This window comes from Acetobacter sp. A11-2 (assembly GCF_040208445.1).
GTDB classification, from domain to species: Bacteria; Pseudomonadota; Alphaproteobacteria; order Acetobacterales; family Acetobacteraceae; genus Acetobacter; species Acetobacter oryzoeni.
In genome coordinates, this window is sequence record NZ_CP157843.1 from 1,720,206 (window position 1) to 1,735,859 (window position 15,654).

Annotated in this window: 14 protein-coding genes; 7 read left to right on the forward strand and 7 right to left on the reverse strand. The window is 58.2% G+C overall.

Translation table 11 applies throughout. The features are described 5' to 3' along the window. Positions 1 to 3 precede the first annotated feature (3 nt). Positions 4 to 819 (reverse strand): universal stress protein, encoded by an 816-nt coding sequence (locus ABNV41_RS08205; protein ID WP_349934537.1) that lies wholly within the window; start codon positions 817 to 819, stop codon positions 4 to 6. Between the two features lie 249 nt (positions 820 to 1,068). Between ABNV41_RS08205 and ABNV41_RS08210 the strand changes: the two genes are divergently transcribed. Then, positions 1,069 to 1,866, forward strand: coding sequence for an alpha/beta fold hydrolase (locus ABNV41_RS08210; RefSeq protein WP_050819361.1), 798 nt, complete (start codon positions 1,069 to 1,071; stop codon positions 1,864 to 1,866). 32 nt (positions 1,867 to 1,898) lie between these two features. On the opposite strand, the gene ABNV41_RS08215 is transcribed toward ABNV41_RS08210, so the two are convergent. Further along, the gene (locus ABNV41_RS08215; protein WP_349934538.1) at positions 1,899 to 3,557 is read right to left on the reverse strand and encodes an NAD(P)/FAD-dependent oxidoreductase; all 1,659 of its coding nucleotides are present in this window, start codon (positions 3,555 to 3,557) and stop codon (positions 1,899 to 1,901) included. A 219-nt stretch (positions 3,558 to 3,776) separates the two neighbouring features. Between ABNV41_RS08215 and ABNV41_RS08220 the strand changes: the two genes are divergently transcribed. The 6 genes from ABNV41_RS08220 (at position 3,777) to ABNV41_RS08245 (ending at position 11,054) form a co-directional block, all read left to right on the forward strand. Next, on the forward strand, positions 3,777 to 4,949 hold the full coding sequence (locus ABNV41_RS08220) for a cation diffusion facilitator family transporter (protein WP_087651464.1): 1,173 nt from the start codon (positions 3,777 to 3,779) through the stop codon (positions 4,947 to 4,949). A gap of 59 nt (positions 4,950 to 5,008) precedes the next feature. Continuing rightward, entirely contained in the window at positions 5,009 to 5,974 is a 966-nt protein-coding gene (locus tag ABNV41_RS08225) for a cation diffusion facilitator family transporter (protein ID WP_050819358.1), read from the forward strand. Positions 5,975 to 6,097: 123 nt separating this feature from the next. After that, on the forward strand, positions 6,098 to 7,492 hold the full coding sequence (locus ABNV41_RS08230; protein ID WP_050820345.1) for a chloride channel protein: 1,395 nt from the start codon (positions 6,098 to 6,100) through the stop codon (positions 7,490 to 7,492). Positions 7,493 to 7,579: 87 nt separating this feature from the next. Further along, positions 7,580 to 8,584 carry a GTP-binding protein gene (locus tag ABNV41_RS08235; RefSeq protein ID WP_050819357.1) on the forward strand — a complete coding sequence of 335 codons (1,005 nt, stop codon included), beginning with the start codon at positions 7,580 to 7,582 and terminating at the stop codon, positions 8,582 to 8,584. Beyond that, a complete protein-coding gene (locus tag ABNV41_RS08240; RefSeq protein ID WP_050819356.1) occupies positions 8,581 to 9,636 on the forward strand; it encodes a WD40 repeat domain-containing protein in 1,056 nt (351 codons plus the stop codon). Before ABNV41_RS08235 ends, ABNV41_RS08240 begins: the two co-directional genes overlap by 4 nt. 134 nt (positions 9,637 to 9,770) lie before the next feature. Then, a complete protein-coding gene (locus ABNV41_RS08245) occupies positions 9,771 to 11,054 on the forward strand; it encodes an NAD(P)/FAD-dependent oxidoreductase (protein WP_050819355.1) in 1,284 nt (427 codons plus the stop codon). A gap of 269 nt (positions 11,055 to 11,323) precedes the next feature. Here the strand turns inward: ABNV41_RS08245 and ABNV41_RS08250 are convergent, their stop codons facing one another. The 5 genes from ABNV41_RS08250 to ABNV41_RS08270 form a co-directional block, all read right to left on the reverse strand. Then, on the reverse strand, positions 11,324 to 11,515 hold the full coding sequence (locus ABNV41_RS08250) for a hypothetical protein (protein ID WP_349934539.1): 192 nt from the start codon (positions 11,513 to 11,515) through the stop codon (positions 11,324 to 11,326). A 29-nt stretch (positions 11,516 to 11,544) separates the two neighbouring features. Further along, positions 11,545 to 12,099 carry an Hsp20/alpha crystallin family protein gene (locus tag ABNV41_RS08255; protein WP_196332526.1) on the reverse strand — a complete coding sequence of 185 codons (555 nt, stop codon included), beginning with the start codon at positions 12,097 to 12,099 and terminating at the stop codon, positions 11,545 to 11,547. 202 nt (positions 12,100 to 12,301) lie between these two features. Next, positions 12,302 to 13,468, reverse strand: a complete 1,167-nt coding sequence (locus ABNV41_RS08260; RefSeq protein ID WP_050819353.1) for an acetoin dehydrogenase dihydrolipoyllysine-residue acetyltransferase subunit — start codon at positions 13,466 to 13,468, stop codon at positions 12,302 to 12,304. Positions 13,469 to 13,471: 3 nt separating this feature from the next. Continuing rightward, on the reverse strand, positions 13,472 to 14,500 hold the full coding sequence (locus ABNV41_RS08265; RefSeq protein ID WP_019089856.1) for an alpha-ketoacid dehydrogenase subunit beta: 1,029 nt from the start codon (positions 14,498 to 14,500) through the stop codon (positions 13,472 to 13,474). 47 nt (positions 14,501 to 14,547) lie between these two features. After that, positions 14,548 to 15,543, reverse strand: coding sequence for a thiamine pyrophosphate-dependent dehydrogenase E1 component subunit alpha (locus tag ABNV41_RS08270; RefSeq protein ID WP_050819352.1), 996 nt, complete (start codon positions 15,541 to 15,543; stop codon positions 14,548 to 14,550). Between the last annotated feature and the right edge of the window lie 111 nt (positions 15,544 to 15,654).

Genomic DNA, 15,654 nt, shown 5'->3' on the forward strand with positions numbered 1-15,654 from the left:
ACGTTAGTGCTGCAAAAAGACCGGCACATCCGGGTGGGCCAGAATGTAATCCGTCGCACTGCCCATAAGCCGGTTATAGAGCATGTTGTGCTGATACCCGCCTATCACCAGCAAATCGGCCCGCCGGGCATCTACCTCATCCAGAATGGATTGGGCGGCCTTGCTGGCATCATCACTTGGTTTTAGCTCCACCCGTTCGGGCGTAATGCCGGGCAGGATATCCATGGGCATGGGGGAATCTGGCGTTTGCAGCACATCCACCTGTTTGGCCTGCGCCAGCAGCACACGGGCAGAGGCAAACGCCTTGCGGCAGCCATCTGTATCCTTCCATGCCATCAGAATATGGTCTCCACTTGGGCGGTCCCAAAATGGCGGCACAAACAGAACGGGGCGGCCTGTCTGAAAAATAGCTGATCGGGTCGCCAGTTTTTTCTGGTCACTATCCCGGCTATCGGGAAAGCTCATGATCAGCAAATCAGCATCCTTGCCATAACCGCTGATAATTCTGTCCACCGTAATTTCGGGGTCCAGCCAGTTTACTTCCACCTTGTTCAGCCGTTCTGCGCCAGAACCATATTCCTCCGCCAGCCAGCGATGGAAAATAGCGTGCAGGCTATCTGCCCATTCACGCTGGTTTTTACGCAGCACGGCGGCACTTTCATCCGTCAGGCCCATATTGCCCAGCACCTGCGTGGGGGGCTCCCGCGCGGCCAGAACATCCATGCGGTTGCCATTTACGCGGGCCAGAAACTGTGCGGCCATGTTAAGCAGCACTTCTGCCTGATCCTGCTGGCTGAGAATAACAAGACATCTCTGCATTGCCTGCGCTCTCCCTTTCTTATCTGTGGCGTGTCACCACGCACACCTATGGTGGGCCAGCGCCAGAAAGCATCCGCACCAAACGTGCCTGCCGGCTGAAGGGTTGCCCATCCCCCCAACTGTGCCACGCCTGCCCTCTCTCTGGAAGGTGAAGAAAAAACATGCCGCCCCCTCTCGCATTTCGGGGCAAAGCGCGGCACAACCGCAAGAATTACACCAGCCCTTACGCAAGAAAAGGATACGGCCACCGTGTTGCTGAACGTGATTGAACGCGGCCCCGATGCCCCCTCTACCCTGCCGCCGGTTGTGCTGTTGCACGGGCTGTTTGGCCGCGCACGCAATCTGGGTTTTGTGCAACGTAAGCTGGCCGCCACCCGCCAGACGCTGGCAATGGATTTACGCAACCACGGCAACAGCCCCCACGGCCCCATGAGCTACCCCGCCATGGCGGAAGATGTGCTGGAAACCATGCACCATTACGGCATGCAAAAAGCCATGGTGCTGGGCCATTCCATGGGTGGCAAAACCGCCATGATGCTCTCACTCATACACCCTCAGGCCGTGCAAAGCCTGCTGGTGGTGGATATTGCCCCCGGTCAGGGCGGCTTTGCCCGCATGGACCTGCCACCGGGGCTGGATAAGCTGGCCTTCCCCTCACATCTGGACCTGCGCAGCGCAGATGAGCTATTGCGCCCGCTTATTGCCAATGATGCCGTGCGGCAGTTGATGATCCAGAACATCCGCATGGGGGATAACCCCGGCTGGGCCATTGGCATGCACGATATTCTGGCCGGCATGCCCGCCATGATGGGCTGGCCCACACTGCCCGCCAGCGCGCAGTATAGCGGCCCCACACTGTTTATAAGGGGGGAAACATCACCCTATATTCAGCCCACCAATTACCCGCAAATGCGCCATCTGTTCCCGCATTATCGGCTGGAAACCATTAACGGCGCAGGCCACTGGGTGCATGCAGATGCCCCGCGCCGGTTTATGGAACTGGTGGAAGAATTTGCCACCCAGACAGAAAACGCCACTCCCGCCTGAGGGCACAAAAACGGGCTATGCCGCCACTTTAATTAGCGTGGCGGCAGTGTAACGGGCTTGCCTGCCATATCCAGCGCCACGGCCTCGGCAATACGAATGCCATCCATGGAGGCAGAAAGAATGCCGCCCGCATAACCGGCCCCTTCACCCGCCGGATACAGCCCCGGCGTGTTGATGGACTGCCCGGCCTCATTCCGCGGAATACGCAGGGGTGAGGACGTACGGGTTTCAACCCCCGTCATCACCGCATCTTCCATGGCAAAACCCCGGATCTTGCGGTCAAACTTTGGCAGGGCCTCACGCAGGGCTTCCACCACAAAATCCGGCAGGCATGTTGAAAGATCGGTTGGGGTAACGCCCGGTTTGTAAGAGGGCACCACATCCCCCAACGTGGTGGAAGGGCGGCCTGCCAGAAAATCTCCCACACGCTGGGCGGGGGCGCGGTAATCTCCACCACCGGCCTCAAACGCCTTGCGCTCCCACTTACGTTGGAAGGCCATGCCTGCCAGCGGGTCATCTGGGTAATCCACACCGGGGCACAGTTCCACCACAATGCCGGAATTGGCGTTACGCTCGGCGCGGGAATACTGGCTCATGCCGTTGGTGACCACCTGCCCTTCTTCCGATGTTGCCGCCACCACGGTGCCGCCGGGGCACATGCAAAAGGAATACACGCCCCGCCCGTTGCTGGCATGGTGCACCAGCCGATATTCCGCAGCCCCCAGCAGTTCGTTACCCGCGCTGGGGCCAAACTGCGCCACGTCTATAACGGATTGCGGGTGCTCTATGCGCACCCCAATGGAAAACGGCTTGGCCTGCATGGCCACATCTTCGGCCTGCAACATGGCAAACGTATCACGCGCACTATGGCCCACGGCCAGAATAACGTGGTCGGAGTCTATAACCTCTCCATCAGCCGTGCGCACACCTTCTGCCGCGCGGGTTTGCGGGTTGAGCACCAGCCCATCCACACGGGTTTGAAAACGGTATTCCCCGCCAGCTTCCTCTACCTCGCGCCGGATGTGCTCCACCATGGAAACAAGGCGGAACGTGCCAATATGCGGATGGGCCAGATACAGAATATCCTCCGGCGCGCCAGCCTTTACAAACTCCTCCAGCACCTTGCGGCCCAAAAAGCGCGGGTCCTTCACCTGGCTGTACAGCTTGCCATCAGAAAACGTTCCGGCCCCGCCCTCACCAAACTGCACGTTGCTTTCTGGCATCAGTTCAGAGCGGCGCCATAGGGCAAACGTATCCACCGTGCGCTCACGCACCACCTTGCCGCGCTCCAGCAGCAGCGGGCGCAGGCCCATGCGGGCCAGCACAAGGGCGGCCATAAAGCCACACGGCCCGGCACCTATAACAATAGGGCGTTTGTATCCGGGCTTTGCTGCCAGCTCTGCCCCGTTGGTAATGGGGGGTACCCACTCCATGTTGGGGGAAGGCTGCACGTGGTTATCCTTGGGGTGGGCTGCACGATAACGCGCCAGCACGGCGGCCTCGTCCTTCACGGTGCAATCCACGGCATAAACCAGCTTGATGGCCACGCGCTTGCGGGCATCGTGCCCGCGTTTGAACACGCTGTAATGCTCCAGCGCATCTGCGCTGATGTTCAGCCGCTCACAAATGGCCTGTGCCAGTGCCTGTGGCGAATGGTCGAGCGGAAGCCGTAATTCGGTCAGTCGGAGCATGCGCTGTGCCCTTACCTTTCAAGCAGCCGTGAAAAAAATCTGCTCTTTCCCTAGGCCGCTCCGCCGTGTGGCGCAATATTGGCTTGGTGGGTCACAAAAAAGATGTTGCCCTTCCATGCCTTTCTTAGCAGACATAAATAAGACAGACCGGGTTGGTCCTGTTAGCTTGCCCCCACCCCGGCCATTCGTGTCCCATTCATTCAGGAATGTGCTTTATCCATGCCTTCGCCGCACGATCATACGCCACCTTCCCAGCCTGCGGGTTCCGCCTGTGGTCATGCGCACCACACGCCGGGCCAGACAGACGGGCACAGCCATGCAGAAGAATCCTGCACCGCAGGGCATGATCACGCAACAGATGCCCACACCCATACGCATGCGTGCAGCGCGGAAGATCATGACCACGCCCATGATGCGCATGGTGATGATCACGCCGGGCACGATCATGCAGCAGGCGGAGGCTGCGGGCACAGCCACGGTTTTGGGCATGCCCATGTGCATACCCCTTCCTCCTTCGGCAAGGCGTTTGCCATAGGTATTGCGGCCAACAGCCTTTATCTGGTGGCAGAGGCGCTGTGGGGCTTTTTCTCACACTCGCTGGCACTGCTGGCCGATGCGGGGCACAATCTTTCCGATGTGCTGGCGCTGGCCGCTGCATGGATGGCCCAGCATCTTTCCCAACGCTCGCCCTCCTTGCGGTTTACGTATGGGTTGCGCCGGTCTTCCATTCTGGCGGCGCTGGCCAATGCGCTGGTGCTTATGCTGGTAACCGGTGGTGTGGCGTGGGAGGCCATAACCCGGCTGTTTGACCCCGCCCCCGTGGCTGGCAAAACCATGATGATTGTGGCCGCCCTTGGCATTGTGGTGAACGGCGCCACAGCCCTGCTTTTTGCCTCCGGGCAGAAGGGAGACCTCAACATTCGCGCGGCCTTCATGCACCTTATGGCAGATGCCGTTACCTCTCTTGCCGTGGTGATAGCGGGCGGGCTGGTGTTGCTAACGGGCCTGAACTGGATAGACCCCGCCATAAGCCTTGCCATTTCCGTTGTGGTGGTGGCCAGCACGTGGTCTTTGCTGCGGGATTCGCTGGATATGGCGCTGGATGCCGTGCCCCGCACCGTAGATGCCGGAGCCGTGGAAGGCTTTTTGCGCACGCTGCCCGGTGTGGCGGATTTGCATGATCTGCACATCTGGCCCATCAGCACCACGGAAACCGCACTGACGGTGCATCTGGTGCGCACCTCTGCCCCCGCAGCAGACAATGATACCGCGCTGCTGGAAAAAGCCGCCGCCGCCCTGCGTGAACGCTTTGGCATTGTGCACCCCACCTTGCAGATAGAAGCGGCAGATTACGCCCCCTCCTGCGCCTTAACAGACCCGCATACTGTCTGATACGCCTGCCCTCGCCCCCGCGCAGTTTACGCCGCCACGCCAGCCAGAGTTTTTTTTACGTGCCAGAACTTCCCCTTCCCTCCAGCAATCGCGGGATTGCTGTTGTCAGCCTTGGTGTCAGCTTTGTTGCGCTGGGGCTTAAATACGCTGCCTATGCCACCAGCGGCAGCATTGCCCTGTATGCCGATGCACTAGAAACCATCATTAACGTGGTAGCCGCCGCCGGAGGGCTGTGGGCGCTGAGCGTGGCTGAACTGCCCGCAGATACCAACCACCCCTACGGCCACCACAAGGCGGAATATCTTTCTGCCGTGGCAGAGGGCGCGCTGGTGGTGGTGACAGCCTTTGTTATTGGGGATGAAGCCGTGCATGGCTGGCTGCACCCCAACCCACCCAAGGCCCCGTGGCTTGGGCTGGGGCTAAACGCATTGGCCACCGTGGTGAATCTGGCATGGGGGCTTATCATGCTGCGGGTGGGGCAAAAACGCCGCTCCCCCGCACTGGTGGCCGGCGGGCAGCATGTGCTTTCCGATGTATGGACAGGCGTTGCCCTTGTGGTGGGTGTTACGCTTATTCCGCTCACCGGCTGGGCGCGGCTGGATGCCATTCTGGCAGGGCTTTTGTCCATAAACGTGCTGCGCGTGGGCTGGGAAGTTATGCGCGAATCTGTTGCCGGGCTGATGGATGAAGCCCCCGAACCCGAAACAATGGATGAAATTCGCGCCATTATTGCCGCCAACGGCAAAGGGGCGATTGAGGCGCACGATATCCGCACCCGTATTGTGGGGGCGGTTACGTTTTTGGAGTTCCATCTGGTTGTGCCCGGCACCATGAGCGTCAACACCGCGCATGATATCTGTGACCGCATAGAGGCCGCCCTGCGCGCCAGCATGGGCAGCACGCTGGTGCATATTCATGTTGAGCCAGACACGCACGCCAAGCGCGAGGGCATTGTGTTCTGGAAAGGCCCGGCAGAAGCCTGCCCCGCACCCGATGCCCTGCCCGATACTGGGGCCCACGCATAATAAAAGCAGCACTTGCCATAAATATTCGGCAATAAAGAACATCGCCTCTTTCATGTTGTGCATGAAATGCTACACTCGGCTGCATCCTTTTTTCCTGCCCTTATGCCTTTACGGATGCCGCCCATGCCCGCCAGCGTGTTCCCCACGACTGAATCCCTTCGTCATTTGCGAGAACATGCCAAAGCGGGCACCGTAAACTGGCGCAGAAAATTTATTTACTGGTCTGGCGCCATTATGGTGGGTGTGGTGGCCGTGGGCTTTGCCACGCTGGCCGATGCCGCCGCCCATGTGCGTGACCATATTTTAAAAATAAGCCCGCTGCTGATGCTGCTGGTAACCCCCGGCGGGCTGGCACTTTCTACGTGGCTGACGCGCACATGGTTTAGGGGCGCACAGGGCAGCGGTATTCCGCAAGCCATTGCGTGCATGCACCTCAACAACATTGCCATTGTAGATAAAGTGCTGGCCCTGCGCATTGCACTGGCCAAAATCCTGCTGACGTGCCTTGGCCTGCTTTCTGGCGCTTCCATTGGCCGCGAAGGGCCAACCGTGCAGGTGGGCGCTTCCATCATGCACACGGTGGGGCATTACATGGGTATTACAGACCTTACCCGCCAACGTGCGCTTATCAAGGCCGGTGGGGCCGCAGGTGTGGCTGCCGCCTTTAACACCCCGCTGGCTGGCATTGTGTTTGGTATTGAGGAACTGGCCCATTCCTTCGAACAACGCACCAGCGGCACCATGCTGACATGTGTGGTCATCTCCGGTGTTACGGCCATTGCCCTTGTGGGCAACTATACCTATTTCGGGCACACCTATTCTTCCGTGCCAGTGGGCACAAGCTGGCTGGCGGTACTGGCCTGCGGCATTATGGGTGGGCTGTGCGGGGGCGGGTTTTCTGCCCTTCTGGTGCGCATGTCTCGCGGTATTTCGGGGGCTTTTGGCACATTCATTACACGCCACCCGGTGGCGTTTGCAGCCCTGTGCGGGCTGGTGCTGGCCCTTATCGGGCTGATTTCTGGCGGCATGACATACGGCACAGGCTATGTACAGGCGCGTGACATCATTATGGGGTCAGACCAGTATCCGGCCTCGTTTTTTGTGCTGAAACTGCTGGCCACCATTGTGTCCTACTGTTCTGGCATTCCCGGCGGGCTGTTTGCGCCCTCGCTTTCCGTTGGGGCGGGCATGGGCGGCTGGGTGGCACAGTTTTTGCCCCATACCGCACCGGGGGCCGTGGTGCTGCTGGGCACCGTGGCCTATTTTGCCGCCGTTACGCAGTCTCCCCTCACCGCCACGGTGATTGTGATGGAAATGTGCGATAACCAGCAGATCACCCTTGCCCTGCTGGCCAGCGCCTTTTTGGCCTTTGGTGTATCCCGCACCCTGTGCAGCCACGCTTTGTATGGCGCGCTGGCCGTGCGTTTTGTGCGCACCACCGCCCCCAAACAAAGCAGCGCATCCGTGGTAACAGCCACAGATACCGCACGCCGCGCCTCATCCTCAAAGCAGAGCTGATGCGCCTGTGGGCCTGGGTTCTGGCCTAGAGCGCTCTAGCACCCTATATGTTGTAACAGTTGTTTGTACTGGAAAGGTTCATTCCCGATGTCCGACGCATCTTCAGCGCCTGAAAACGCAGCCGCGCCCGATACCCGCGTACCGGTTACCGTGCTGACCGGCTTTTTGGGCGCGGGCAAAACCACGCTGCTCAACCACATTCTAACAGCCGAGCACGGCCGCAAATACGCCGTGGTGATTAACGAGTTTGGCGAACTGGGCGTGGATAACGATCTGGTTGTGGATGCAGATGAAGAAGTGTTCGAAATGAACAATGGCTGCATCTGCTGCACCGTGCGCGGAGACCTGATCCGTATTTTGAACGGGCTGCTCAAGCGCCGCGGCAAGTTTGATGGCATTATTGTAGAAACCACCGGTCTGGCAGACCCCGCCCCCGTGGCCCAGACCTTTTTTGCCGATGAAGATGTGCGCGCAAAAACCAAGCTGGATGCCGTGGTAACGGTGGTGGATGCCAGCAACTTCCTGAGCACACTAAAGGATAGCCCCGAAGCGCACGAACAGGTTGCCTTTGCGGATGTAATTATCCTGAACAAGACAGACCTTGTAGATGCCGCCGAGCTGAAAACGGTGGAAGATGCCATCCGCAAGATCAACGCCGTAGCGCCCATCTACCCCGCCAAAAAAGGCAACGTGAAGCTGACAGACGTAATGGACCGTGGCGGGTTTGATCTGGAACGCGTTTTGGAAAACACCCCGGATTTTCTGGAACACACGCCAGAACACCACCATGAAGGGGATATCACCAGCGTTTCCCTTACCGTCAAGCAGCCGCTGGATGCCGGGCGCTTTCAGGCATGGATTGGCGCATTGTTGCAGGAAAAAGGCGGCGATATCCTACGCACCAAGGGCATTCTGGACTTTGCAGGCCAGCCCGACCGCTTTGCCTTTCAGGCCGTGCACATGATGGCGGATGGAGACAACATCGGCCCGTGGAAGAAAGATGAACCGCGTGAAAGCCGCCTTGTGTTCATTGGTCGCAACCTCAACCGGCCCCAGCTGCGCCGCGGGCTTGAAAGCTGCATTGCCGCATGAGCACCGAAACACAGACCCTGCGCGGCCTTATTGAAAAACGCGGTGCGCACATCAAGGTGGAAGGTGAAATTACCGCCTGCACCGCCACGCGGGATAACAGCCGCTTTGCCTTTACCACCGGTGAAGGTGATGTGGTGGTGGTGCACCGTGAAGACCAGCTTACGCCAGAGGCATGGAACACCTATGCCGTGCATGATGGCCCTGCCCTTTCTCTTTCTGCCGATACGCTGCCCGATTGCTTTTTAACGGGCGGTGATGATGGCCGCCTGTGCCGGCTTGATCCATCGGGCGAGATTGAGGAACTGGGCAAGGGCCGCCGCTGGGTGGAGCACATTGCCACCTATGTAGATGCCAAATCTGCCGTAATTGCCGCCGCTGCTGGCAAGAATGTGGAGCTGCGCGATGCCACGGGCCGCACCGTAACCCGCACGCTGGAACACCCCACCACCGTGGGCGGCATTGCGTTTGACCCCAAAGGCAAGCGCATTGCGGTTTCGCACTACAATGGTGTTTCTGTGTGGTTCACCCAATCCAAGGATGGCAAGCCCCGCCAACTGGAATGGAAAGGCAGCCACCTTGATATTGCCATGCACCCGGCGGGTGATGCCGTAGTTACCGCCATGCAGGATAATGACCTGCACGGCTGGCGGCTGGCCGATGGCCACAACATGCGCATGAGCGGCTACCCCACCAAGGTGCGCTCGCTCTCCTTTTCCAAAAACGGCAAATGGCTGGCCACCAGTGGGGCTGACATCGTTGTGATGTGGCCGTTCTTTGGGGGTGGCCCCATGGGCAAACCGCCCATGGAACTGCCGGGCGCAGGCGGTGCGCTGTGCACCCGCGTGGCTTTTCATCCAGAGCAGGAGGTTGTGGCCGCTGGCTTTGCTGATGGTACCGTTGTAATGATGGAACCATCTACCCAGCGGGTTCTGCCCGTATCACTGGGCAAGGCGGGGGCCATTACGGCGCTGGCCTATAGCCCGGATGGCTGCACGCTGGGTTTTGGCACCGAGGAAGGTGTAATTGGTGTGGTGGATTTAGCCGCTTCCTGATTACGCCGGCTTCGGTCATCAAAACTGCGCGTACCACGGTAGAACACAATAAACGGGTGCGTGAGATCAACAAGTAGTGGATTGCACGGCACTCCTCCGCACCGCATGGTGCGGAGCAAGGGGGATATTGTGGGATGAGTGATCGGTTTCGGGTGGTTATTGTTGGCGGCGGTGTTGCAGGCATGGCCATTGCAACGCGGCTGGGCAACAGCCTTGGGCGCTCCGGCAAGTTGGATATTACGTTGGTGGACAAGGGCTTCAGCCATGTGTGGAAGCCCATGTTGCACTGCTTTGCCGCGGGCACGGCCAAAAACGAGAATGACCGCATCACCTTTATCTCCCACGCTGCGGCGCATGGGTTCCGCTTTTGCTATGGTGAAATTGCCGGGATAGACCGCGCCGCCAAGCGCCTGAAGCTGGCCCCGCTGGAAGAAGAAGACCACGAGGTGCTGCTGGATGAGCGGTACCTGGATTACGATGTGCTGATTTTTGCCATTGGCAGCCGCGCGAACGATTTTGGCACGCCGGGCGTGGTGGAAAACTGCATCTTCCTGGACAACATTGTAGAAGCCAACAACTTTAACGAGCGCTTCCGCCATGCGGTTATTCAGGCCTATGGCCGGGGTTCTCCGCTGGATATTGCCATTGTGGGCGGTGGCGCCACGGGCGTGCAGCTTGCGGCAGAACTGCACAAGGCGCTGGATATTGGCTCCCTTTACAACTTCACGCCTGTTACGCCGGAAATGCGCGTCACATTGCTGGAAGCCGGGCCGCGTATTCTGCCTGCCTTCCCCGAAAACGTGTCTGCCGCCGCGCAAAAGCAGCTTGAAGCGCTCAAGATCAAGGTGCTCACCAGCACAATGGTGAGCGGTGCGGATGAGCACGGCTTTATGCTCAAAGATGGCTCACGCGTGGATGCACAGTTTCGCGTTTGGGCAGCAGGCGTAAAAGCCCCGGATGTAACCCGCCAGATGGATGGTCTGGAATGTGGGCGTGGTGGCCAGTTTTTGGTGCGCCCCAATTTGCAGACCACGCTGGATGACAGCATTTTTGCTGTGGGGGATTGCGCCTTTATTAGCGATAGCCCGCTTGCCCCCACCGCACAGGTGGCCCGCCAGCAGGCACACCATCTGGCACGCTATCTGCCGGGCTTTATCTTTAACAAAAAGCCTGTGCCCGCCTTTAAGTTCAAAAATCGCGGGGCCATTGTGGCTTTGGGGGATTACAACGGCTGGGGCGCTTTTGCAGATGGCAAAACCTTTGGCGGCGGCTTTATGCACGGCCTTAGCGCACGGCTTGGCCATATGGCACTGTACCGGCAACATCAGTTTGAACTGTACGGGCCATTCCGCGGCATGATTGCCTGCTTTACAGATTGGCTGGATGGCTTTGTGCGCCCACCCGTGCGGATGGACTAAGCCAAAACTTAACACCGCCCATAAACGCGCGGTTTATAAAAAAGCATTCCCGCACCGGCCTGTTTAAAACATCAGCCAGTGCGGGAACCTGATAACACAAACCTGCCACACAGGGGCGGCCCACCCGTATAAGGGCCAGACCAAGCAGGTTCACCGCATCCTGCTTGCCCCCTGTATTTTTAAAGCGCCCGCTCTGTGTGTTGGATAAACCCCACAATGCGGGCCTTTATACACCCTGCCAACAACAACCCGTTATCCGGCTATCTGTATTAGTCCAGATACTTGGCCTTGCCTTCATTCAGCAGAGTAATGAAGGAATCACTTGTCATTTCCTCCACCTTGCCTGCGCTGTCCTTCAGCCGCACCTTGCTGTCACCATCATTGATAACACCCAGCATTTCGTATTTGGTGCTGTCAATCAGTACCGTTTTGTTTTTCGTGCTCATCAATCTATCTTTCATGGCGGGGTTAAACACCCCGCCTGTTTTTTTCAGCCTGCCTTAATGGCAATCTGGCGTTCTACCGGTTTGGCTTCCGCTTTTTTGGGCATGGTTACTGTCAGCACACCGTTTTTGATGGTGGCAGAAATTTTATCCACGTCCACATCTTCGGGAATGGCAAAGGAATCTTCAAAAGCGGCAAACTGGCGGCCTGCAACGTGGTGCTTTGTGCCTTCTTCCAGTTCGGGCTTTTTCTTTTCGCCACTAATGGTCAGCAGCCCGTTGGCTGTGCCCAGCTTGATGTCATTTTCAGAACAGCCCGGCACTTCCGTGGCCACCACGTAGGCACTGGCGTTTTCTGTAATATCGGTGGCGCCCAAGCGGCTTGTGGCTGCTGCGGCCCCTTCTGGTGTTTTAAAATCTTCAAACAAACGGCTCATCTGCCGCTGCAGAACAGAAAACGGATCTGCCACCCGTACAGTGCCAACAGGAACGCGCACAACGGGGGAGCGGCCTGTATTCACGTAACTGGTCATTTTATCCTCCTTGTTCTGGCACAAGGGCCCGGCACGCGGCACCCTTGTGATCACGCTTAGGAGTATCACCGCTTTCTGATCGCCTCTCCCTTGATCCAGATCAATTTTACATGCCCTGATTCAGCGTGCCGGAAATGCGTGCATGTCATAACATCGCTTCCCATATCTAAAGAACAATGCAGCGTTTTTAACAAACAATATGCAGATGCCCTCTACACTTTACGTATAGAAGGCACCTGCATGATCGGGCGTATTGGGGAGATTTGGCGGGTTAGGCTGTAGCGTCCATCCGGGCCATGCTCAGCGCGGCTTCGGGGTCTTTTACAAACACGGCAATGGCTTTGTTAACATCTGTTGCGCGTTCAAGCTGCGGCAGATGTCCTGTTTCTTCATACACCGTTACGGGAATGACATCTGGCAGACCAGATGCGTTGGAGACGGAAAGAATTTCATCTTCCTTGCCCCAGAAAATCTGGGTAGGTGTTTCCGCCCCGGCCAAGACCGGGCGCAGATCATCCGCCTGATGCCCGTTGGGGAAGCACGCCTTGGCAATAACGTGCAGGGCATCTCGCGCGCCATCCAGCCTGCGGGCGCGCAGCACGGCATCCACCATCTTCCGGCCCACAAGGGCCTTGTTATACACCAGCATTTGCAAAACAGCCTTCATATCCCGGCTGCTTTCACTATCCACAAACGCGCTGATGAAATCTGTATTCACATCCTTGCCCAACCCGGCGGGGGCCAGAAGGTTCAAGCTGGCAACCTGATCAGGGTGGTCTCGCAACAAGGTCAGCGCAATGCCGCCGCCCAGAGAATGGCCCACCACATGAGCTTTTTCTATTTTAAGGGTTTTCAGCAAGGCGCTTACCACACCGGCCAAAAATGCCAGCGTGCCTGTGCCCACGTTTTTGGAGGAAGCCCCATGCCCCGGCAGGTCAAACGCAATCACGCGCCTGTCTGCGGCCAAGGCATCCTGCGTGAGCAGCCAGTTGCTGATATCTCCGCCAAAACCGTGCACCAGCACAATGGGTGTGCCCGTATGCGTGCCCACATCACGCACATTCAGCGTGTGTTCCCCCACCGTTACCGGTTTGGGTTCCCCGGCGTTGGCATCCTGCGTGGCGGCAGCATCCTGTGGGTTTTCGGCATGAAAGTTTTTGATAAAGGCTTCAATATCCACATCGGGCGTTTCGGCATCGGCCAGCACGCCAATCAGTGCGCCCACGGGCAGGGTTTCCCCCGCCTGTGCCACCTGTTTGCGCAGCACACCTGCGGCGGGGCTTTCATAACTGCTGGTAATTTTGGTGGTTTCAATATCCGCCAGTTCATCACCCTGCTGCACGCTCTGGCCAACTGGCACCGTCCATGATGCCAGCTTGCCTTCTGTCATGGCCAAACCGAACTTGGGCATGGTGAGGGCTGTAATGGTGTTGGGCATGGCTTATGCAACCTTCTGTTTCTGGCTGGAAGTAATGGAACGCACCGCAGCGGCAATTTTATTTGCATCTGGCATGTACAGCTTTTCCAGCGGGGTGGAAAACGGCACCGGCGTATGCGGCGGCACCACGCGGCGGATAGGTGCCTTGAGGCTGAAAAACGCTTTTTCCGCCACAAGGGCAGAAATATCGCACGCCATGTTGCAGCGCGGGCTGGCTTCATCCACCACCACAAGGCGGCCGGTTTCGGATACGGATTCCAAAATGGTTTCCTCATCCAGCGGGGATGTGGTGCGCGGGTCTATGACCGTGCAGCCAATGCCCTGCTTTTCCAGCTCATCCGCTGCGGCGTTGGCCATGCCAACCATACGGCCAATGGCCACAATGGTTACATCTTCGCCTTCACGCGTTACGTTCGCTTCACCAAACGGAATGGTGTAGGCCTCATCGGGCACATCTTCCTCATCATCATACATCACCTTGTTTTCAAGGAAGATCACGGGGTCATCATCCCGGATGGCTTCTATCAGCAGGCCCTTGGCCTCATACGGTGATGACGGGATAACAACCTTAAGCCCCGGAATATGCGTAAACAGCGGGTAAAGCGCCTGGCTGTGCTGGGCCGCCGCACTAAACCCGCCGCCATACATGGCCCGGATAACCAGCGGCGTGGTGGCCTTGCCGCCAAACATGTAGCGGAACTTGGCGGCCTGATTCATGATCTGGTCCAGACAACAGCCCACAAAATCTACAAACATCAGCTCGGCCACGGGGCGCAGGCCGGTGGCCGCCGCACCTGCTGCTGCACCAATGTAGGAGGCCTCGGAAATAGGCGTGTCCAGCACGCGGTCATCTCCAAACTCTTCCCACAGCCCTTTGGTTACACCCAGCACGCCGCCCCAGGCATCTGTAATGCCAGCGGTGCCGCCACGGCCCCCAGCAATGTCTTCCCCCATCAGGATCACCCGTGGGTCACGCCGCATTTCCTGCCGCAGAGCTTCGTTAATGGCCTGTCTGAAACTTTTCTTACCCATTGTTCTGGTTCCCGTTTGCCTGTGTGGCTGAAAAACTGGTGGAGGGGTTAGTACCGCGCATACACATCGGCCATCAGGTCTTTGTCCTGCGGCCACGGTGCCTGCTTGGCGGTTACAACCGCGCTTTCCACCTCGTCCGCCACGGCGGCGTCTATTTCATCCATATCGCCTTCGGGCAGCAGGTTTTCCGCCACCGCGCGGGCGCGAAACTTTTTGAGGCAATCATGATCTTTCTTCTGCTCGGCCACTTCTCCGGCCTTGCGGTAGCTCATGGCATCGCCTTCAAAGTGCCCATACCAGCGGCTGAGATGCACATGCAGCATCACCGGCCCTTCGCCAGAGCGTGCGTGATCTATGGCGGCGCGGGCTGTTTCATACACCTCAAAAAAGTCATCTCCCTCGCAGGAGAAATACGGCAGGCCAAACCCGGCGGCCCTGTCCTTTTGCGTGCCAGCACAGGCATAGGCTGCGCCTGTGGCCTCGCCATATCCATTGTCTTCCACCACAAACACGGCGGGCAGATGCCATACGGAGGCAAGGTTCATGCTTTCCAGCGTGGTGCCTTCGTTAGAGGCTCCATCACCAAAAAACGCCACGGCCACACCGTTATCCTTGAGCGTTTTGTGTGAAAGTGCTGCCCCGCAAATAAGCGGTGGGCCACCGCCCACAATGCCATTGGCCCCCAGCATGCCCTTGGAAAGATCCGCAATATGCATGGAGCCCCCCTTGCCCCGGCACACGCCGGTATGGCGGCCATAAATTTCGGCCATCATGCCGCCCACTTCCACGCCCTTGGCAATGCAGTGCCCGTGGCCACGGTGGGTGCTGGCAATGGTATCGTTATCTGTAAGGTTGGCGCACACCCCAACGGCCGAGGCTTCCTCGCCGCAATAAAGGTGCACAAAGCCGGGAATTTCCCCTGTGGCAAATTCCACGTGCAGGCGTTCTTCAAAAACGCGAATGGTACGCATGCTCCGATACGCACGCAGCAGGGCTTCTCTTGAAATCTGAACCGACATGTTCTGCCTGACCTTTCCATACATCTGCACAGCGTTACACGGGTGCCAACGTAGGGAGGAAAGGCGGCGTTCCGGCCTATAGGGGCCAATCTATATTATTAACGCATATGTGATATTACTATTTCAATATAATAA